General features: G+C 66.6%; 16 protein-coding genes. 2 read left to right on the top strand and 14 right to left on the bottom strand.

Annotated elements, in window-relative coordinates:
• Positions 1-216 precede the first annotated feature (216 nt).
• The 13 genes from NET02_RS07270 to NET02_RS07325 all read right to left on the bottom strand — a co-directional run bounded on the left by NET02_RS07270 (position 217) and on the right by NET02_RS07325 (position 16,739).
• Positions 217-1,563: a hypothetical protein gene (locus NET02_RS07270; protein ID WP_284056721.1), complete on the bottom strand. Its 1,347-nt coding sequence runs from the start codon at positions 1,561-1,563 to the stop codon at positions 217-219.
• 532 nt (positions 1,564-2,095) lie between these two features.
• Positions 2,096-3,184 (bottom strand): L,D-transpeptidase family protein, encoded by a 1,089-nt coding sequence (locus NET02_RS07275; RefSeq protein WP_284056722.1) that lies wholly within the window; start codon positions 3,182-3,184, stop codon positions 2,096-2,098.
• Between the two features lie 447 nt (positions 3,185-3,631).
• A complete protein-coding gene (gene pyrE / locus NET02_RS07280) occupies positions 3,632-4,258 on the bottom strand; it encodes an orotate phosphoribosyltransferase (RefSeq protein WP_284056723.1) in 627 nt (208 codons plus the stop codon).
• A gap of 51 nt (positions 4,259-4,309) precedes the next feature.
• Positions 4,310-5,356, bottom strand: a complete 1,047-nt coding sequence (cax, locus tag NET02_RS07285; RefSeq protein ID WP_284056724.1) for a calcium/proton exchanger — start codon at positions 5,354-5,356, stop codon at positions 4,310-4,312.
• A gap of 11 nt (positions 5,357-5,367) precedes the next feature.
• On the bottom strand, positions 5,368-8,613 hold the full coding sequence (gene carB, locus NET02_RS07290; protein ID WP_284056725.1) for a carbamoyl-phosphate synthase large subunit: 3,246 nt from the start codon (positions 8,611-8,613) through the stop codon (positions 5,368-5,370).
• 2 nt (positions 8,614-8,615) lie between these two features.
• The gene (gene carA / locus NET02_RS07295) at positions 8,616-9,785 is read right to left on the bottom strand and encodes a glutamine-hydrolyzing carbamoyl-phosphate synthase small subunit (RefSeq protein WP_284056726.1); all 1,170 of its coding nucleotides are present in this window, start codon (positions 9,783-9,785) and stop codon (positions 8,616-8,618) included.
• Positions 9,745-11,187 carry a dihydroorotase gene (locus tag NET02_RS07300; protein WP_284056727.1) on the bottom strand — a complete coding sequence of 481 codons (1,443 nt, stop codon included), beginning with the start codon at positions 11,185-11,187 and terminating at the stop codon, positions 9,745-9,747. Before NET02_RS07300 ends, carA begins: the two co-directional genes overlap by 41 nt.
• Before the next feature lie 100 nt (positions 11,188-11,287).
• On the bottom strand, positions 11,288-11,629 hold the full coding sequence (locus NET02_RS16570) for a 4Fe-4S dicluster domain-containing protein (protein ID WP_347711014.1): 342 nt from the start codon (positions 11,627-11,629) through the stop codon (positions 11,288-11,290).
• Positions 11,608-13,365 (bottom strand): FAD-dependent oxidoreductase, encoded by a 1,758-nt coding sequence (locus NET02_RS07305; protein ID WP_284056728.1) that lies wholly within the window; start codon positions 13,363-13,365, stop codon positions 11,608-11,610. The genes NET02_RS16570 and NET02_RS07305 overlap by 22 nt, the downstream gene beginning before the upstream one ends.
• A complete protein-coding gene (locus NET02_RS07310) occupies positions 13,362-14,186 on the bottom strand; it encodes an ABC transporter permease (protein ID WP_284056729.1) in 825 nt (274 codons plus the stop codon). Before NET02_RS07310 ends, NET02_RS07305 begins: the two co-directional genes overlap by 4 nt.
• On the bottom strand, positions 14,176-15,261 hold the full coding sequence (locus tag NET02_RS07315) for an ABC transporter substrate-binding protein (RefSeq protein WP_284056730.1): 1,086 nt from the start codon (positions 15,259-15,261) through the stop codon (positions 14,176-14,178). The genes NET02_RS07310 and NET02_RS07315 overlap by 11 nt, the downstream gene beginning before the upstream one ends.
• 170 nt (positions 15,262-15,431) lie before the next feature.
• Positions 15,432-16,193: an ABC transporter ATP-binding protein gene (locus tag NET02_RS07320; RefSeq protein ID WP_284056731.1), complete on the bottom strand. Its 762-nt coding sequence runs from the start codon at positions 16,191-16,193 to the stop codon at positions 15,432-15,434.
• A 15-nt stretch (positions 16,194-16,208) separates the two neighbouring features.
• Complete coding sequence (locus NET02_RS07325; RefSeq protein ID WP_284056732.1) at positions 16,209-16,739, bottom strand: DUF4242 domain-containing protein; 531 nt, start codon at positions 16,737-16,739, stop codon at positions 16,209-16,211.
• 712 nt (positions 16,740-17,451) lie between these two features.
• On the opposite strand from NET02_RS07325, the gene NET02_RS07330 reads away from it, so the two are divergent.
• Complete coding sequence (locus tag NET02_RS07330; RefSeq protein ID WP_284056733.1) at positions 17,452-18,507, top strand: M42 family metallopeptidase; 1,056 nt, start codon at positions 17,452-17,454, stop codon at positions 18,505-18,507.
• Here the strand turns inward: NET02_RS07330 and NET02_RS07335 are convergent.
• Positions 18,492-19,202: an SDR family oxidoreductase gene (locus NET02_RS07335; protein WP_284056734.1), complete on the bottom strand. Its 711-nt coding sequence runs from the start codon at positions 19,200-19,202 to the stop codon at positions 18,492-18,494. The two genes, NET02_RS07330 and NET02_RS07335, sit on opposite strands and share 16 nt — an antisense overlap.
• Before the next feature lie 171 nt (positions 19,203-19,373).
• Here NET02_RS07335 and NET02_RS07340 point away from each other — a divergent pair, with 171 nt between their 5' ends.
• Positions 19,374-20,450 carry an ArsR/SmtB family transcription factor gene (locus NET02_RS07340; RefSeq protein WP_284056735.1) on the top strand — a complete coding sequence of 359 codons (1,077 nt, stop codon included), beginning with the start codon at positions 19,374-19,376 and terminating at the stop codon, positions 20,448-20,450.
• Positions 20,451-20,468: the final 18 nt, after the last annotated feature.

The following is a 20,468-nucleotide window of genomic DNA, read 5'->3' on the forward strand; positions in this document are numbered from 1 at the left end:
CCGTTGTCCATTATGCGGACATCTGCTCAGAACACAGCGTGAAAGGCTATTTGCGATTTTAATGTCATATGGTGACCATGTCAAGCGGTTTTGTAACATAAGACAGCCCATGCTGGCGATCCATCGTAGCCTCACGCGACTTGGACGCTGGATTGCGTGTGCGGCCCTGCCTTCTGAACTCTTACCCGGAGACGCTGAAACTACGTGCCTTTGCTACTACGGGGCTGTAGTGGGACTCTCCTGCGTGAAGGCCTGGGCGAGGGCCAGCAGATCCTCCTGCGACCAGCTCCCCGGCTCGGCCTCCAGGACGACCAGGTGGTAGCGGCGCCGCCCATCGTCCCAGACCGCCGCCTGCGGCCACCCTCCCCGCGGGTCGTCCTGCCAGCACATCGGCCCGATGCCCGCTGCGCCCTCGACGCACCGGGTTGCCCCGGCCAGCTCTAGGGGTCCGGGGCCTGAGAGGCCCACGCTCAGCCGGATGACGAGCGACTCGTTCCACAAGGCCAGGCGTACCTGGTCAGCACCGGCGCGAAATGCCGAGAGGACGATCAGCCCGCGCGGCAGGCTCTCCTGGGGGGGCAAGGGGAGCACGTCATCGGGTGTGCCAGAGATCGCCTGGAACACGATCACCTGCTGAAAGTCGGCACCATCGATCTGGATGGCGTAGCAGCCAGGGCCGGGAACGATGACCGCGACCGGCCAGGTGGTCCACCCGGCGGCGTCGGTCGTCGCTTCGCCCTCGAGCGCCGGTGGCAGAAGCAGCTCGTCCCTCGCCGCGCTCGATTTATCGTCTGCCAGGAGCAGGGTGCCCGAGCCGTCGATCTGGCGGCCGCGAATCAGCAACGGACCGCTGTAGTCAGGGCCGACGAACCAGGAGGCGCTCCAGCGGGAAGTGCCGTCTTCCTGCTCGGAGGCCATCGGCCCACCGAGATTGACCACGCTGTCAGGCCCGATCGTAACGTAGACCGGGCCTTCGCCGATCGTTAATCCAAACGCCCAGGACGACCGCGGGCAATCATCGTTCGGCTCCAGCTCGGGCAGCCGGAGCGGACGCTGGCGTAGTGCCCCTTCGAGCACGCCGGTGGGATCCTCCGGGATGACGTTGGGGGCCGAGTCTCCGACGCTGAGACCGAGGATCAGTCGATCTGGGCAGGAGAGTCGGAACTGGGCCAGCACTGGGCGCGCCAGGAGATCTCGGGCCTGCCGAAGCAGCGCGACGGTCACCGAGACCTGTTCGCCGCCGGTACGCGCGGTTCCGAGCGCGTGGATATCGACGAGCTCCAGCGGCTCCAATCGTTCCTCTTGCGCGTGTCGCTGAGCGACATAGCGGAGATAGTCTTCAGGCGTGGTCGCAAAGGTGCCGGTGGTGACACCAGCCTCGTCACGTGCGACCACCGCGTACCAGGAGGTGGTCGTGGGCGTTCCAGCGCTCGCAAACAGCCGGCGCAGGCGGTCTACATCTCCCAGATTGAACGACGAGAGATACTCGTCGAGAAGCCGGCTCACCTCCTCGACCGAGCAACCGGCCGGCAGGGCGACTGGGGTCAACGATGGAGTCGGCATCGGATAGATCGTCGGGGTGGGCGACGGGATAGGCGTGGCGGTCTCGGCTGAACGCGCAGGCGGGGTCGGTGCCGGTGCAGGGAGTTGCGTCCCTGGTCCCGGCTCATCTCGGGACGGACAGGCGATGGCGATAGTCGTCAAAACGATGAGCGCGATCAGGATGCGAACTCGGCGGGCCACGCGTTCCTCCGGGCCATGCGTGCGGCACGACCTGCCGGGCGACAGCCTACTACATCCCGTTCATTTCAGAGGGCTCGCTCCGGCGCGATCGGCCTGCGATGCCACCTCGAAATAGGCGAGCGGGACGCGGAGGCGCAATTCCGTTGTCCCCGGCAGAAGATCGACGTGTTCCGGTTGGAGAGGGTTCGGGGAGCCGATCGAGTCCGGCAGCGTTGTCCCCGGCGAGAATGTGCCCATCGTAGCCCGTAAGCATTCAGGGATGCCGGCTGGCCCGACATCCCAGGCTGTCGCGCACCTGCGCCGGGGGCTGCTCTGCCGGGCGCCGCGTGAGACTGGCCATGCGCTGACTCGCTTACGGGTGGATCCAGACCAAGGTCCCGACGGGCGCCCAGCTATACATCCACTCCGCTGCTCCCAGCGGCAGGTTGACACAGCCGTGGCTCATCACTCTCCCGAAGTTCTTGTGCCAGTACGCGCCGTGGATGGCATAGCCTCCGTAGAAGTACATCGTATGCGGCACGTTGGGCAGATCGTAGTAATCGATGCCAGGGGTGCCGCCGCGCATGCGCTCGTAGCGCAGCTTCGCGTAGATCCGGTAGGTGCCGGGCGGCGTCGCGTACTGGGGCAAGCCCGTCGAGACGTACGTCCCGAAGACAAGCCGGTTGTTCTCCCAGGCCCGTAGATACTGGTCCGAGAGGTCTACCTCGATCCACTTCGACTCGTGGACAGGTGCGCCCGCCAGCGGTGACGTGACGCTGGCTGGACCGATCTGCTGCCAGAGTCCGGGATCGTAGTTCGGGACGCCGGGGACCGGAGCCAGCGGCGCCCGGTCGACCCCCGCGGTCTCTGCGACAGCCAGGCCCAGGTGGCCGAGCTGCACCTCGTAGGGGGTGCCAGCGTGCTCGGGGTGATACTCGAAACGCGCCCGCTCGAAATACTGGACGATGAAGCCGTCCTCGACAAATTCCTCGCTCAGCGGGTAGCCGAAGATTCGCAGGCCACCGTGCTGTTCCCAGTATGCCCGGAAGCCGTTGCACAGACGGTGCCCGGTCTCCGGAAAGAACGTGCAGTGAGCGTCGCTCGACGCGTCGATGCGCCGGAAGGCCAGCGCGTTGGAGCCGCTCCCGGCCAGCTCGGCCCCCAACCGTCGGAGCTGCACTTTCCAGCCGTCAGGCGCATCGGGGCGCCACTCGAACACCGCGCGCTCGAAGTACTGGACGGTCACACCGTTCTCGGTCAACTCCTCGGAGATCGGGTAGCCGAAGATCGCCAGGCCACCGTTGTGCCGCCAGTAATCGAGAAAGGCGTTGCTCAGGTAATGGCCGGTTTCGGGGAAGTAGACCCGCGTGGGACCTGTGTCATGGTCGGCGCGAGCAAGCTCGGGCGTGCCGAGCGCCAGCGTAACCAGCGCGAAGAGTACCACCAGAACTCGATACCACATAGTCCCTCCCATCTACGATCGCTCGCGAGGTCTGTGGATTTCGCGCCGGTTCGCGTCTCCAATACCCCCATCACCTGAGTGGGGCCAACCAAACCGTAGGCGAATGATCGGTAGGATCTCGGCGAACGATGCGCTCTCCTGCTCGTCAGCTCCCTAGTAAATGTTGTACTCTCGATGATTGGGTTCTAACGAGACCATTCTCGCCCGATGCGGGCGATGTGTCAAGACGCTCCGGTAGCCGGCTACCCGTGCCTGAACGCCGGGTTCCGGAACGGCTGGCCTATTTGAAACAGACCGCGGACGCGCGGCCCGTAATCAACGACGCTGGAGATGGCTGATAGGTTCCCACTCGCACCCCACGATGCCAGGGAAGCGAAACCCGGCTACGATTCCGCGCGCGATGCCGGATACGAGAGCCACCCGAGCAGGAGGGCGAGTGCGGGAACGCTACGGCCTCTCGGGCGATGTGCCTGCGCGCTGGCTCGCTGCGCGTTCCGGAGCTGAGGTACCCGGCTTGACCAGCGGCGTCCCCCGCTGGCACAGGGGGCACTCGGCGGCGTCCCAGCTCGCGATCTCGAGCCGGGCCAGCGCGATCAACGGCACACCGAGGTCTACCGGGGTTGTGCTCCGATCGACCAGCACGGCCGCGCCCAGAACGGCGACAGGGTATCCCCGCAGCGCTGCCAGCGTCTCGCGTACCGAACCGCCGGTCGTGAGGATGTCGTCGACGACCAGCACCCGCGCGCCTTCTGGGAACGTCGTGCCCCGGCGGAACACGCGCTGCGCCGCTCCGGCCTCCGCCCGCTCGGCGTAGGCCGCTCGCACGCCGAGTTGGCGTGCGAGCTCGTAGGCCAGCAGAATGCCACCGGTCGTCGGGCCCGCGACGACATCGATCTCCCGCCAGGGCAGCCGGCGGAGCAGCTCGGCACAGGCCGCTTCGACCAGCCTCGGACGGCGCAGCAGCTCGAACTTTTCCACGTAGCGATCGCTGTGACGGCCGGAGGCGAGCAGGAAATGCCCGCTCCGTAGCGCGCCGATCTCCTCGAGTACCGGTTCCAGCATGAACTCGCTCACCTCGCGAACCTCCCGCACCGCTGGTGGCGTTGTCGGACAACCACCGAGCTATCAGGGTAGGAAGAAGAACCCCAGCCCGAGGGCGATGTAGACGACCAGGAGCTGTGCGCCCTCGAGCCAGTTCGATTCCCCATCTGCCGCGATCAGCGACGAGATGAGCGCCGCGCCGACCAGGGCGATCAGCTCGTACATGTTGAAGACCAGCGTCATCGGCTGCCCGAGCGCGAGACTGCCGAAGACCAGCAGCGGCGCCACCAGCAGCGCGATTTGCAGGCTCGATCCGTAAGCGATGCCCAGGCTGAGATCCATCTTATTATCGGCTGCCACTTGCACGGCAACGAAGTGCTCGGCGACGTTGCCGACCAGCGGAATCAGCATCACCCCGAGGAAGAACTCGGAGATGCCGGTGGCGGCGATGACCGGCTCGACGGCCGCGACGAGCAGCTCGCTCATGATCACGACGCCGATCGTGGACCCGATGAGGACTGCCAGTGCGGTCCTCGGGCGCCAGTGGACGCCCGCCTCCTCGGCCGGAGCCGCATGCGGTACCTCTTGCTGATGGCGAATGCTGTAGAGCAAATAGAGCCCGTAGATGACGATCAGCACTGCGGAGACGGTCAAGCTCAGGAACTCCACTGAGGCACCCTGGATCGGTTGGGGCCCGAGGATGAACAGCCCGGGAACCACCAGCACGATCACTGCGAGCGTCATCATGGTGGCGGAGACGCCGGCGATATGGGGATTGAACCGCTGGCGTCCGTGTCGTAGGCCGCCAACGAGCAGGCTGGCGCCGAGGATCAGCAGCAGGTTGCCTAGGATCGACCCCGAGATGCTGGCCTTCACCAGTTCCGGTAAACCGGCCCGGATGCCAGCGAAGGCAATGATCAGCTCCGCGGCATTGCCGAGCGTCGAGTTCAGCAACGCGCCGACCCAAGCCCCAGCGTGCGCCGCGAGCGCCTCCGTAGCCCGGCCGAGGAGGGCAGCCAGCGGGATCAATGCCACTGCTGAGACGATGAGAATCAGCAGCGGGCTGGCGTGTAGGAACTCGAGCGCGATGGCCAGCGGGATGAGTGCCAGGAGCGGCACGATCCAGCGCATGGCGGCCGTCCTCAGCCGGTGATTGGGGCCGGCACCGCCCGGCGGTACAGCGGCAGTGGCTGGACGGTGAATGTGTCGCCGCCGAGGCTCGCGGCCTTGACGACGGCCCTCGCGGTGTCGAGCGAGGTGATGCACGGGATGCCGCGCTCTACCGCTGCCCGGCGAATCTTGAAGCCGTCCTGAACCGTATAGTCATCTCGCCCTGGGGTGTTGATCACTGCCCGGACCGTACCGTCGAGGATCAGATCCAGCACGTTCGGGGAGCCCTGGCCGATACGCTTGGGCACCATCTGGACCGGGAGACCCTGCCGCTCGATGGCCGTTGCCGTCCCCTCGGTCGCGTAGATGCGGTGACCCATCTGCACGAGCGTTTCCACGATATCCATCGCGGCAGCCTTGTCTTGGTCGGCCAAACTCACCAGCACGCCGCAGCGCGGCGGCAGCGCCAGCCCGGCCGCGATCAGTGCCTTGTACAGCGCCGGCGCAAAGCTGCGATCGATACCCATCGCCTCACCGGTGGACTTCATCTCGGGTCCCAGATAGACCTCGGCGCCGCGCAGCTTGGACATCGAGAAGACCGGTGCCTTGACCGCGACCAGAGGCTGGCGTGGCCAGAGCCCACCTTCGTATCCCTGCTCCCGTAGGGAGCGGCCCAGCAGCACGTTGGTCGCCACCGGCACCATCGGCACCCCAGTCACCTTGCTCAGGAACGGGACTGTCCGGCTGGCGCGGGGGTTGACCTCCAGCACGTGGATACGCCCGCAGTGGATCACGAACTGGATGTTGATGAGCCCGATCGCTCCTAAGGCCAGCGCGATCCGGGTAGTGTATTCGACCAGCTCATCGACCTCTGACGGGTCGAGATGGACTCCGGGATAGACCGCGAAGCTGTCGCCGGAGTGGACTCCAGCGCGCTCGATGTGCTCCATCACGCCGGGGATCAACACCTCTCGCCCGTCGCAGATGGCGTCGACTTCGACCTCCTTGCCCTCCAGGTACTTATCGATCAGCACTGGACGGCCGTTGGCGAAGGCGCCCGATGTCATCAGGTAGCGCTCGAGGTACTCCGGGCTGTGGACGACCTCCATCGCGCGCCCGCCGAGCACGTACGAGGGTCGTGCCAGAACTGGGTACCCGATACGCTCGGCTGCCTCCAACGCCTCGCGCAGCGAGGTCACGCCGGCGCCCGGAGGCTGGGGGATCCCTAGCTCTGCCAGGAACCGCTCGAACCGGCGACGATCCTCCGCGATATCGATCACCTCGTCCGAGGTGCCCAGGATCGGCACCCCGAGCCGCGCCAGCGGTTGTGCCAGGTTGATCGCCGTCTGCCCGCCGAACTGGAGGATTACCGGGGGGAGCGCGGCAGGAACCTGGCCACGGGTCTCGTGGCGCAAGACCTCGTAGACGCTCTCCTCGTCCAGTGGCTCGACATAAAGACGATCCGAGGCGTCGAAATCGGTCGAGACCGTCTCCGGGTTGTTGTTGAGCATGATGGCGGCAACGCCCGCCTCGTGGAGCGCTTGGGCGGCTTTGACGCTACAGTAGTCGAACTCGATCCCCTGGCCGATCCGGATGGGCCCGGAGCCGATCACTGCCGCCTTCGGGCCGGGGAGCGGTGACGCTTCGTCCTCGTCCTCGTAGGTGCTGTAGAAGTACGGGGTGGCGGCCTCGAACTCAGCGGCGCAGGTGTCCACCATCTTGTAGACCGGCACGAAGCCTGCTTGCCAGCGCCGGTGCCGGATCTCTTCCAAAGGGACGCCGCTGAGCGCGCTCATCGTGTGGTCGGCGAAGCCGGCCCGCTTGGCTTCCCAGAGGAGCGCATCGCTCAGCGGCTCTTCGGCGATCCGTCGCTCCAGGGCGACGATGTTGCGGAGCTTGCGCGTAAACCAGGGATCGATGCCGCTCAGCTCGCTCAGCTCCTCTGGCGTGTAGCCGCGCCGGAGCGCGGCCGCCAGGGCCCAGAGCCGGAGATCGTTCGGGCGCCGCACGGACTCGAGCAGCCGCTCGGGGTCGTCCCAGGCAGAATCTTCCCACAAGAGATCACGCTGGTCGGTCTCGAGCGAGCGCACAGCCTTCTGCAGGGCAGCCTCGAAGGAGCGGTCGATCGCCATCACCTCGCCGGTGGCCTTCATCTGGCTTCCCAGCGTGCGGTCGGCCTGGCGGAACTTGTCGAAGGGCCAGCGCGGGATCTTGACGACACAGTAGTCGAGCGCTGGCTCGAACGCGGCCGACGTCTGGCCGGTCACCGAGTTCATCAGCTCGTCCAGCGTGCGGCCGACCGCGATCTTGGCCGCCACGCGAGCGATCGGGTAGCCGGTGGCCTTGGAGGCCAAGGCCGAGCTGCGGCTGACGCGCGGGTTTACCTCGATCACGTAGTACTGCGACGACTTGGGATCGAGCGCGAACTGGATGTTGCACCCACCCTCGATCCCGAGCGCGCGGATGATCTTGAGCGCCGCCGAGCGCAGCATCTGGTAGTCGCGGTCGCTGAGCGTCTGGCTGGGCGCTACCACGATGCTGTCACCGGTGTGGACGCCCATCGGGTCGAAGTTCTCCATGTTGCAGATGGTGATGCAGGTATCGTTGCTGTCCCGCATCACCTCGTACTCGATCTCCTTCCAGCCCAGCAGCGAGCGCTCGACCAGCACCTGGCCGATCGGGCTGGCATTGATGCCACTGCGGACGAGGGCCTCGAGCTCCTCCAGGGTCGTCGCGACACCCCCGCCGGTGCCCCCGAGTGTATAGGCCGGGCGGACAATGAGCGGGAGCGGTACCTGGCGGGCGAAGCGGCGCGCCTCCTCGAACGAGTAGGCGATCACGCTCTCGACCACCGGCTCGCCGATCTCGATCAGGAGTTCCTTGAAGAGCTGTCGATCCTCGGCCTTGCGGATCGCGTCCAGTGGCGTGCCCAGCACGCGCACCCCGTAGCGGTCGAGGATACCGGCCTCGGCGAGCTGCACGGCCAGGTTGAGCCCCGTCTGCCCGCCGAGCGTGGGCAGCAGCCCGTCAGGCCGCTCGCGAGCGATCACCCGGTGCAGCACCTCAACGGTGAGCGGCTCGATGTAGACCACATCCGCGACGTCCTCGTCGGTCATGATGGTAGCCGGGTTGGAGTTGACGAGGATCGAGCGGACGCCTTCCTCGCGCAGGGCCCGCAGGGCCTGAGACCCAGAGTAGTCGAACTCGGCTGCTTGGCCGATGACGATCGGCCCGGAGCCGATGACGAGGACGTTCGAGACGTTCGCCCGGGAGCCCACGGCTACTCACTCCCTCCGGTGGATGCCTGGGCGGCCAGGCCCACGCTCGCGGCCGGCTGGCGTCGCTCCCAGTGTGCCCTGACGAGCGCGAGGAACTCGTCGAAGAGGTACTGGTTGTCCTGCGGCCCCGGAGACCCTTCCGGGTGGTACTGCACCGACATGACCGGCAAGCGCTGGTGCCGCAAGCCCTCAACAGTGCCGTCGTTGACGTTGACCATCCAGATCTGCCAGCCCTGGTCTACCGGCAGGCTCTCCGCATCCACCTGGTAGCCGTGGTTCTGCGAGGTCATGTGCACCTGGCCGCTGAGCAGGTCTTTGACCGGGTGGTTCCCCCCGCGGTGACCGAACTTGAGCTTGCTCGTCTGCGCGCCGGCCGCCAGCGCTAGAAGCTGGTGACCGAGACAGATGCCGAAGAACGGGAGACCGCTTCGCGCCAAGTCACGGACGGTGAAGACCGCGGCGGCTGCGTTGACCGGGTCGCCCGGCCCCGGCGAGGTCACCACGCCGTCGGGGCCCAGCGCGAGGATCGCCTTCGCCGTTGTGCCGTAGGGCACGACGGTGACCCGTACCTCCCGCCGGAGCAGTGACTCGATGATGTGCTCCTTGACGCCGAGGTCGATGAGGACAACGTGCGGGGCGTCCTTCGGCCCCAGCGCGCGGAAATCGCCGGCTACAGCCGGCACGACATCGGCAGTGTTCGGCGTCCAGGCCTTCCCAGCCAGCTCGCGCAGCTCATCGTCGCTGCGGCCGGCGCGGTCAGAAACCAGCACCGCCCGCATCACCCCGCGGGTGCGGAGGTGCCGGGTCAAAGCCCGGGTATCGACCGAGTGGAGCGCCGGGATGCCGTGGCGCGCGAGGTACTCGCCGAGCGTGCCGGTCGAGCGCCAGTGGCTCGGCTCGTCGCAGTACTCCCGTACGACCATGCCGGCGATCCAGGGCCGGCGCGACTGGTCGTCTTCTGGGCAGACCCCGTAGTTTCCGATCAGCGGGTAGGTCATGCAGACGATCTGCCCGTAAAACGAGGGATCGGTGGCGACTTCCTGATAGCCTGTCATCACAGTGGTGAAGACCGCTTCCCCCTCGGCATCGGTCTCAGCGCCGAAGGGCACGCCGGGGAAGATCCGGCCGTCCTCAAGGACCAGCGCGCCAGGCAACTGCGTCCGTATCGACATACACTACCTTCCCGTCCACCATCGTGAGCACCGCCTGTCCGTGGAGCTCCATCCCCAGGAGCGGGGTGTTGCAGCTCCGCGAGGCCAGCGTCGCTCGCTCGACCTGCCAGGTTGCTTCGGGATCGAACACCACTACATCGGCCGGGGAACCCGGCCTGAGTGTTCCCCCTGGCAGGCCGAAGAGGGCAGCGGGTCGGGTGGAGAGCACGTCGATCAGCTCCGGTAGCGACAACTCGCCGCGGGCGACCAGCCGGAGCATCAGCGGCAGCGCCAGCTCCAGGCCGATCATGCCGAACGCGGCCCGGGTCAGATCGTCCGGCTTATCTCGCTCGCTGTGCGGGGCGTGGTCGGTGGCGATGATGTCGATCGTGCCGTCGCGCAAGCCGGCGAGCAGGTCGCGGGCGTCGGCCTCGGTGCGCAGAGGTGGATTCACCTTGGCGTGAGGGTCGGGGCAGGGGCCGGTGAAGACGCGGTCTTCTCCGACGAAGCGGCGTCGCCCGGCTACCCACTCGTCGGTCAAAAGCAGGTGATGAGGCATCACTTCGGCCGTGACCCGGACCCCCTCGAGCTTGGCGGCGCGCACCAGCCGTCGCCCGCGGGCCGTGGTCAGGTGCAGCACGTGCAGCCATCCGCCAGTGAGGCGCGCCAGCTCCAGGTCGCGTAGCAGGATGATCTCTTCGGCGGCGGCCGGGATGCCCGGCAGTCCCAGCTCGCGTGAGACCGCTCCTTCGTGCATGACGCCGCCCGCTGCTAGCGCGCGATCCTCGCAGTGCGCCATGATCGGCCGGCCGGAGCGGGCCGACCAGGCGAGCGCTGCTCGCATCACCCGGCTGTCGCGCGTGCTGTCGCCGTCGTCCGAGAAGCCGATGGCTCCGGCCTCGGCCATCCCCCCGAGGTCGGCCAGCTCCAGCCCCTGGCGACCGCGCGAGATCGCGCCGATCGGGTAGACGCGAACCGGGAGGCCACGCGAGCGGGTGATGACGTCGGCGACTCGTTCCGGCGTGTCGAGCGGTGGTTCCGTGTTGGGCATGCAGCAGATGGCGGTGAAGCCGCCAGTGGCGGCAGCGACCGCACCGGTTTCCAGCGTCTCCTTCTCCGGGAAGCCGGGATCTCGCAGGTGGACGTGGACATCGACCAGGCCGGGGGCCACGACGAGATCCCGCGCGTCGAAGACTGCTGTGCCGTGTGGCGCAGCCAGCTCAGTGCCGATCCCCGCGACGCGGCCGTCGATGACCAGGAGATCGGCTGTCTGGTCGAGCCCCTGCGACGGGTCGACGACCCGGCCGCCGCGGATGAGGAGCGCCGGGCTCTGAGCCCATGAAAAAAGCCTCTGGGTTCGGCCTGAACCCAGAGGCCGCGCGCCACACTCTATGACAATTCCCGGGTTTTCCGGTCCTCGCACGCTGCTGCCCTGAGTGTCCGTACACACACGTGCTCGTTGCATTCCCGGCTAGTATACGGATACGGATGAGCCCCGTCAAGAGAAACTGGGATGAGGCTCGTTATCCAGCCAGCCGGTGGCCGGGCGCTGTGGTACCGCTGGTCCCCTCACGCAGTAGTGCGGTCGGGAGCGATGTTCCCCGGGCTGCTGCGGTGTCGCTCGGCGGCCAGACCGCGTGTAGGGGGCTTCGATCCGGGCTCACATACAACGCGTCCGTCGGGCAATAGATCTCACAGAGGAAGCAGCTCTGGCATTCCTCCGGATAGGCGATCACCGCCTTCGACCTGCCCGACGTGTCCAGGGCCATCCGAAGCACGTCCACCGGGCAGACCTTGACGCAGAGGGTGCAACCGATGCAACGGTCAGCATCGACTCGCTCGATCACGCGGCGCCCTCCTCGCACGCTGTGGCACGAAATGCCTCAGGTTCGTCCAGCTCGACCGGCCAAACCGTGAAGTCCGGCAGGCGCTCTCCGGATGGGTCGCTCGTGGGTTCCGCCACGAGCCAGACCTTTTCCAACGCTGGGTCTCTCTCTGGATAGTCCAGGCGGCGATGCCAGCCGCGCGTCTCCTGCCGTGCGAGCGCGCTGTGGAACATCGCCCGCGTCGCGAGCATCATCGCCCGCAGCTCATACCATCTTCCCAGGTTATGCCAGTCGTTGACAGTTGTACTGTGTAGTCGCTCCCAGCAGGCATCGAGCTGCGCATCTGCCTCCTGTAGCCGCTCGGGAGTGCGGAAGAAATTTCGCTCAGGGTCGACGGCTAGCATCTGCGTGTGCCGCAGGAGCTGGTCCAATGTCCCGGTCTGAGCAGGCGCCGGCTCGCAGAGCGGCCGCACGGTAGTCTCCAGCAATCCACGCAGCAGCTCATCAACGCCGGTTGCGGATAGCTCCTCTCCAGCTGCGTGCCGTGCTGCAGCCAGTCCTGCCCAGTGCCCGCTCACCAGTGCCCAGGCGACGTTGAGGAAGGTGATCCCGCTTCCCGCGCCCACGAGCGCTAACCGTGCAGCTGCATCCCCTGCCGCGAACAGCCCCGGAACCTCCGTTGTGCCAGCGAGATCAAGCGTGCGAACTCCGCCGCCGCCAGCGATCGAGCCGGTAAACCCGGGTAGCCACACCACGGGGTGTTCGAAGATGTCGACGCCCGTTCGATGCAGGCCGCGGGCAACGAGGTGAAACTGCGTCTCCCAGTCCTCCCGCGCTGCAGGAGGTACACCCCGCAGATCGAAATGGATCGGTCCCCGGCCAGCACGCAACTCCGTGAGCATCGCGAATGCTGTGAGATGCGGCGGTGCCGGATGCTCGATCCCGTGGCGCTCAAGGATGTCCTCGCCCACACGGTTGCGCAGGCGCCCACCCAGCGCGGCGAGTACGTCTTGTCCATGTGTGTCGAAGAGGCTGCAGGTCGCCAGATAGCTCGTGCAGAATTCCATCCCCAGAAAACGTGCCCCGGCGTCTAGTCCGAGCGCCAGCCCCTCACCGAGCACGTTGTGCTGGCCCATGTGCGCGCCGCGCCAGGAACAGCCACCTGCAGCCAGGACCACCGCCTTCGCGCGAATGGCCACCAGCATCCCCTCCTGGCGCCGGAAGCCGACGGCCCAGAAACCGCCGTTTGGGGTGCGCTGCAAGCGGGTAATGATGGTCTGGTCCAGCACGCGTGCGCCGGCCCGCAGCGCCTCCTGGCGGAGGAACCGAGCGAGTTCCGTGCTTGGGAAGCCGAGCCGTGGGACGTACCGCCGCCCGGCTGCTGGTAGCCAGCGCCGGCGTGGCCGTCCCTCAGGGGTACGCTCAACCGGCGCGCCGGCATCGGTGAGTTCGCCGAGCAGCTGCATATTGGCCTCTGCGACTCTCCGCACTGCCTCTGGATGGGAGAGTCCTTCGGAGAGCCGCGAATGCTCGATCTGGAAAGCCTCCCGGTCATCTTCAGGGAGCAAGTACAGCACCACGCCGCCCGCGAAAGCGCTTACTCCGTCGGCGCCAGCGAAGCCCTTTGAGACGACGAGCGTGCGCATGCTTTGCCGGGCGGCCGCCCGCGCCGCCAGTAATCCGGCGAATCCGCCACCGATGATTAGGACGTCGCAGAAAGCCTGATCCAGCGAGTAACCGTGCCACGTCCCCGCCTGTCGCCAGTGCCGTGTCATCGCCGCGCTCCTGGGAGCAAGAGTGCGAGCGCTCGGATAGCAGTATCGAGTGCCAGGCCGATCAGGCCGATCGCCAGGATCACCGCCATCAGTTCGGAGTAAGCTAGCCGGTCACGCGTGTTAAGAAGCCAGTAGCCCAGCCCGCTGGTTACGCCGAGCATTTCCGCCGGAACCAGCACCACCCAGGCCAGACCGACTGCCACCCGCATCCCGTTCACGATCTGTGGTAGCACGGCGGGAATCGCCACGTGGAACAAAATCTGATGACGCTTTGCTCCCACGCTCCGCGCCATCATCACCCATTCGCGATCGAGCTGGTGAAGCCCGCCTAGCGTGCTGAACAGCACCGGCCACACGGCGGCGATAGCGATCAGGAAGATAACTGCCAGGTCACCGATACCCAGCAGCATGATCACCAGCGGCATCCAGGACAGCGGCGAGACGGTGCGTACCACATGAAGCGCCGGTGCCACCGTACGCTCGGCCAGCCGGCTCGATCCCAGAGCCAGCCCGAGCGTGACTCCGACGATGCTGGCGAGCGCGAGGGCAAGCAGCACACGGCGGATGCTGATCCATCCCTGCTCGATGAGCACTCCCTGCGAAAGCAACTGGACGAACACGGGGAAGGTCGCCTGGGGCGTGAAGCTGGAGAGTACTGCCCGCGGCCCGAACCACGGCTGCGCTGTCACCGCCCACCATGCCCCAAGTAAGACGACGACGCTCGCCAGCGGTACCGAGCCGTGCGCCCAGCGCGAAACCCGCCGAGTGGCACTGCGCTGGGGCAATGCATAGCTCGTAGGGATGGAGAGCTCAGGCTGCATCGATCTCCTCCTGCCGCTCCCAGTTAGGAGGTTGCGAAAAGGCCGTCGGGCCGCCGTGCGCCTCGATCGCCTCGCGCACGAAGCGTTCGTCCACGAGATCCTGCGCGACATGGTCCGGTTCCAGGGCAGCGAGAAATCCGGTGTCCCCTTCGACCGCGGTTTGCTTGAGCGCCTCGACGAGCGCCCGTGTAAACGACGGATACGGATATGGCTGGAAATCGATCCATTGCGGATGCCAGTGCAAATGGTGAACCGCGCCGGTCTCAGCGTACGAATCGAGGGGTGTAGTGAACACCCGCGCGATCGCCTCGAGCGGTTGAGGCAGATAGGTCGTCAGGACCTGCGCCGCGTCGGCACCGTGCTCACGGAGCCAGAGCTGTGCCCGCACCACCGCGTTGACCACCGCCTGTGCCCAGTTCGGCCGCTGGGCTAGATCCTCCTCGCGCATCACCACCACGCAGCACGCGTGATCACGCCAGATGTCACCGGTGAACCGGAAGATGCGCCCCTGTTTCCGGATCTCAGCCAGCGCATTGAACGGGTCAGCAACGATATACCCGGCAATCCGACCGCTGGCCAGCGCCGGGAGCATGTCCGGCGGTGCCATGACGAGCAGCTCGACCTGGTTTGGTCCGGGCTGCGCGGCACTGCCCAGGACGGGCTCCAGACTGTTGGCCCGTAGCAGCATCTGCAGGGTCACATTGTGGATGGAGTACCAGAACGGCACTGCGATCAACTTGCCGCCGAGCTGAGCCGGCTCGGTGAGCGAGGTCGCAGTCGTGAACGCGGAGCCGTTCAGATGGTTCCAGGCGACGACCTTCGCCGGGAATTGCCGGCCATAGCGCAACCAGATCGCAAGCGGCATGAGCAGGTGGACGACATTGACCTGGCCGGCCTGGAACGCCTCCGCGATCTGTGCCCAACCGCGGAAAAGCACCGGTTGCTCGACTGCGAGTCCTTCTTCCTGATAATATCCGAGCGCATGCGCGACCAGGAGCGCCGAGGCGTCAGTGATCGGCAGATACCCGATCTTCAGCGGCTGCGTGTTGAGTTGACGGGCAGGGCTCGCCTGCACCGCCGGCGTCCCCACGGCACCTGGCGTAACAAGGGAGGCTGACCTCGACGATGGGTTTGGAATAGCACCCGAGTTCTCCGAGGCACAAGCGCTCAACAGGCTGGCACCTAGGGCAAGTCCCCAGCCCAGAAACCTCCGGCGGTCGAGCTTCTGCTTCATATCTCCCTCCATCATGTTAGGATTGCGGTTGTGCCGAGCGCCTCCAGCGTGGCGAGGATCTCGTCCCGCAGGCGAGCCCGCGCAGGGGCACTCGCCGGCACCGCGAACTCGCGCGCGAAGGTGCCTACCTCAGGTGCCAGCACCAGGATCCGATCGCCCAGCGCCAGTGCCTCGTCGATGTCATGTGTGACGAGCAGTACGCCCACGCCGTCGTTCAGCGCGAGTTCCCGCACTGCTGCACCAAGTTCCCGGCGCGTCGGCATGTCGAGATTGTTGAACGGCTCATCCAGCAGCAGGAAGGTGGGACGCCTGATGAGAGCGCGAGCCAGCGCGACGCGCTGTGCCTGCCCGCCTGAGAGTTGCGTGACCGGCTGATCGGCGAGATCGTGCAGCCGCACGCGTTCCAGCACGACGAGCGCCTGCTCTCGGCTCGTCTCGACGCTGGGCAGGAAGCGAGCGCCGAACATGACGTTCTCCCAGACCCGGAGCCAGGGGAGCAGCAGTGGTGACTGGAACATCACACCTAGCCGCGGGCTACCGGCCACCACCGGGACTCCATCCAGCAGTACCTCGCCGGCGTCCGGGCGCTCCAGCCCCGCCATGACGCGCAACAGCGTGCTCTTGCCGGCGCCGCTAGGGCCGATTACGCAGGCGACTTCCGCGGTGCGAATCGCGAAGTCGATACCGCGCAGTACATGCAGCCTGCGTCGGCGATGCACGTAGCTCTTCCAGACCTGCCGGGCTTCCAGCAAGCCTACACCGTTTGTCACCATGCTCGCCGAGATCCGCTACTCGACAGGCTGAACCCGGGTCACCGCATCGACCGGGGCTTCGACAGCCTGCCGAGCCCGTAGCACGTCACCCTCGCTGTCCGCGTCGTAGAAGCACAAGCACTTCGACATGTCCTCGCAGACGTATGTCCGGAGGAAGGTAACTTCCGGCACCAGCGCGTACTTCGGGCTGTTGGCCGCCTTGCGCTGCAGGTACCGCTCCATCGTCAATCCGGGTGGGAAATTCCACTCCACGACGTAATCGACGCTCTTTCGACTTGCCTTCACCTCGTCCAGCGACTGGCCGACGAGCCGGACTTCCTTGACCTGCACCAGATCGAGTTGAGCCGCTTGGGCAGCGGCCATCGCCGCTTCCCTAGCTTCCGCCTCGATGATCGCGAAGAGCCTTGAGAAATCGCTCGCGACCTGGGCTTCGATCAACTCACCAGCTCGCTCTCGCGCGGCGCTGGCGAGCCGGCCCAGCATGGCCTGAACCTGGGGCTGGTCAGTCCCGGACGGTAGCGCGCTCTCAACCAGGAAAAGTGCCATGATCAAGCCTCCCCTGTTGAACTAAGCATAACGACTACCCAGCGCCAGTTGCGCTGGCTACTGCTACTCGTGCACTTCGCGAGGAAGCGTCGCCTGTATGGCTTGCTGCGGGAAAGGCAAAAGCCGGCTAGCGAGGCGGGAGTCGCCTAGCGCAGTAGCCGGCCCCAATTACACTCGCAGATGCGGGGCCAGAAGGAGAAGACACCGATCATCGCCGGGCATGGCGCGACGGCGGGAATACCAGGGTTCGCCTTGCGAGAGCGCCAATCCACGCTGTGCATGTATCCACGCTCCACAGCCGCGTAGCACCAACCACGGCACACGCGAGGCAGCAACACATATATAGCCCAGGGGAATCGACCCGTCAAGGCGCGATGATTCTGTGACTGTCCACGGACGGTGGGCGAGTCTGGATAAGGGGCACTCGGCGCCTCCGGGAGTGCTGGTTCTGCCCCTGATTCTGCGCCTGGCCGATCGCATGCACCACGTGGCGGGCAGCGCCAGGACAGGCACCTGGCACGCTTGCGGGACGCCGAGCGCGCTGACGCGCCAAACGGTTATAGCCAGTGGAGCGCGGAGTTCGATCTCCGAAGTCCTCATTCGGACGTCAACCGAACCTGCCTCGCCCCGCTGACTCGGAGCGAGAGGTGTAGTAGGCTGCGGAAGTGCCTCAGACCCGAGACGAGGAGAGATGTACGAGGAGCGGTGGCCAATGGACGATCGGAGCTTCGAGATCCTTCGAGCGCTGCTTTCGCTGCCCGGGCCGACCGGCCAGGAAGGGGCGGTGATCGACTGGCTCGAGGCACGCTGGGCGCCGCATGCCCAGCGGATCTGGCGCTCGCGCGTCGGCAACCTGGTCGCGCACATCGGCGGGCGCGGGCCGCGCCTGCTGCTCCAGGCCCATGCGGACGAGATCGGGTTCGTGGTCCGCAGCATCGACCCCCAGGGATTCCTCTGGCTCACGACTGGACAGGTGCGGGGCGAGCCGGCAGATCGCTTCCCGGTGGGTCAGCCGGCGCTGGTGCTCGGGCGCCGAGGGCCGATCGAGGGGCTCTTCGCCGTGGCGACCGGCCACGTGGTCCCGGAGAGCCAGCGCGGCAAGCCGGTCTCCTACGACGACCTCTTCGTCGATATCGGTGCCAAGTCGCGCGCCGAGGCAATCGAATGGGGCGTCCATGTGGGCGCCGGCGTGATCTGGAATCCGCCGGTGCGACGGCTGGGCACCCGGATCTACGGCAAGGCGATGGACGATCGCGTGGCACTGGCGGTGATGACGCTCCTGCTCGAGCAGCTCGACCGCGACGCCCTGGCGTGCGACCTCTACTTCGCGGCGACGGTGCAGGAAGAGAACGGCGTCCTTGGCGCTAGCTCGCTGCGTCATGAAGTCGATGCCGACTTCGCGATCGCGCTCGAGGTCGGGCTGGTCGGCGACCTGCCGACCGTGGGCGAGCGGGCCATGCCGACGGCTCTGGGGCAGGGGCCGCAACTGGTGCACAAGGATGCCTCGGCCCACTACGACTACCGGCTGACCTGGCGGCTCGCCGAGATCGCCGAGGAGGCCGGCGTGCCGGTACAGCATGCGGTGTTCGAGCGCTTCGGGAGCGACGGCGCGGCCTTGATCCGCCAGGGCATCCCGACGGCGCTGCTCGCCGTGGGCACCCGGTACACCCACGCCGCCTTCGAGATGATCGACGAGCGCGACCTCGAGCTCACGCTCGCGCTGCTCTCCGCAGTGGTTCGCTCGTCGCTCGCTCAGAGCTTGCCGTAGATGGGGATCACGGCACCGTTGATGGCCTCAGCCTCCGGCGAGCAGAGGAAGAGCAGCAGCGCGGCCACCTCCTCGGGCTTCACCCACTTCGTGGGGTCGGCCTTGGGCATCGTCCTCCGGTTCGTCTCGGTGTCGATCGTGCTCGGCACGATGCAGTTGATCGTCACGCCGGTGCCGCGGAGCTCGCGCGCGAGCGACTGCGTCAGCACAATCACCGCCGCTTTGGACGCCGCGTAGGCGGGGGCGCCGGCCGAGGGCTCCACTGCCTGCCGAGCCCCCACGGTGACGACCCGGCCGCTGCCACGTTCGACGAGGTGCGGCAGAACGGCATGCAGGGCGAGCAGCGTCGGCCGCAGGTTGAGCGCGAGCATCTGTTCCCACAGGTCGATGCCCGTTTCGAGGAAGCGCCCTCCAGCGAAGCCACCGGCCAGGCAGAGGAGGTGATCGATCCGGCCGTGGCGCGCGAGCGCCTGCGCAACCGCGCGCTGTACTGTTGCCTCGTCGATCAAGTCGGCATGCAGGCCGTCGACTCGGCTCGTCAGCGGGCCGAGTTCGGCCTGGAGCTCTTCCCATTTCCCTGGGGTGCGGTAAGGCACGACCACCTGAGAGCCGGCCTCTGCAAAGCGTCGCACGACCACGCGCCCGAGCTGGCCAGTCCCGCCGGTGACCATCGTCACACTGCTGCTGAAGCTCATCGCCGCTCTCCTTTCCTGGCGCTACCAATGCAAGCATGCCTGAGCCCGCCTGCCCGGCGCAGGCGTGACACCACCCTCGAGCAAGAGGGAATGCTTGGGGGCTTGACAGGCCCCGGAGACGCTGCTATCGTAATATCGTCATAAGCGAGAGAGGCCCAGGCCGGCGCGCAGATGGGTGAGTTGCTGGTGGGCCGGCCGGCGCTCAAGCTGGAATTTGCCGTTTCGGTTCCGCTCGATCTGACCTCGGTGATCTCGCTCGTCTATCGAGCGGCCGACCCGCGCCGGTTTGATCGCTGGCTGGTCGAGGCGCGACAAGCACTCGGGGAAGATGGGCAGCACGAGCTCGATACCCTTCTGGGGTTCTCGGGGCGGCTGCTGTATTACATCGAAGAAGTCTTGATGTCGTTCGATCCCCTGCAGCCGGAGCGCCTCGAAGCCGACTTCGAGACCTACATCGCGCATCTGCGTCGGCTTTCACCGTGGGCCTACCGGAGCATGGCGATCCAGTCGATGCTCCGGATCTACGCAGACCGCGGCGTGAGCGAGGCGCCGCCCGAGACGGACGACCCGTCGGCCTGGCGGGCGTTCTTCGAGCCAGGTATCACGCGAGCCGATCTCGACGAGGTCGTGAGCCTGGTGCTGGCACCTGAACAACTGAAAGCGCGAACCGTCTCGCTGCTGGAACGCTTCTGGTACGAGTGCTACGAGCACGAGTACCGGCGGGTATTGCCGGAGATGCGCCGGGCGATCCGGCAGGCACGAGCCACGACTTACCCGGGAGTGGCCGTCGCCTTCGAGGAGTTGAGCGGCCACCGGCTGCCGGAGGAGGTACAGCTCGCGCTGCCCCGTGTCGAGCGGGTGACGTTCTGCCCGTCGTACCACCTGGGCAACTTCGTCCAGTTCATCCTTTACCCGCCGGAGCTGATCCTCTACTTCAACTGCCAGCGGACGAGCGCGGTGACGCAGCCGGAAGCTGGCTCCATCATCTCGCCCGACCTGTTGCCGGGGCTGCGCGCCCTGGCCGATGGTACCCGGTTGCGGATCATCGAGCTGCTCCGCGGTGGCGAGCGGTACGCGCAGGAGATCGTTGGCCAGCTCGGGATCAGCCAGTCCGCCGTCTCGCGGCATCTGGCGATGCTGGAGGCGGCAGGGATCATCAACGTGCGGCCGGCCAACGGGATGAAGTATTATTCCGTGAACGCCCAGCGCCTGCGGCAGATCGCTGAGGAGCTGGAGCGTATTGGGTAGCGACCGGTTAAGCTGGTC

The sequence above is a fragment of the Thermalbibacter longus genome, from assembly GCF_023806485.1.
GTDB classification, from domain to species: Bacteria; Chloroflexota; Chloroflexia; order Thermomicrobiales; family Thermomicrobiaceae; genus Thermalbibacter; species Thermalbibacter longus.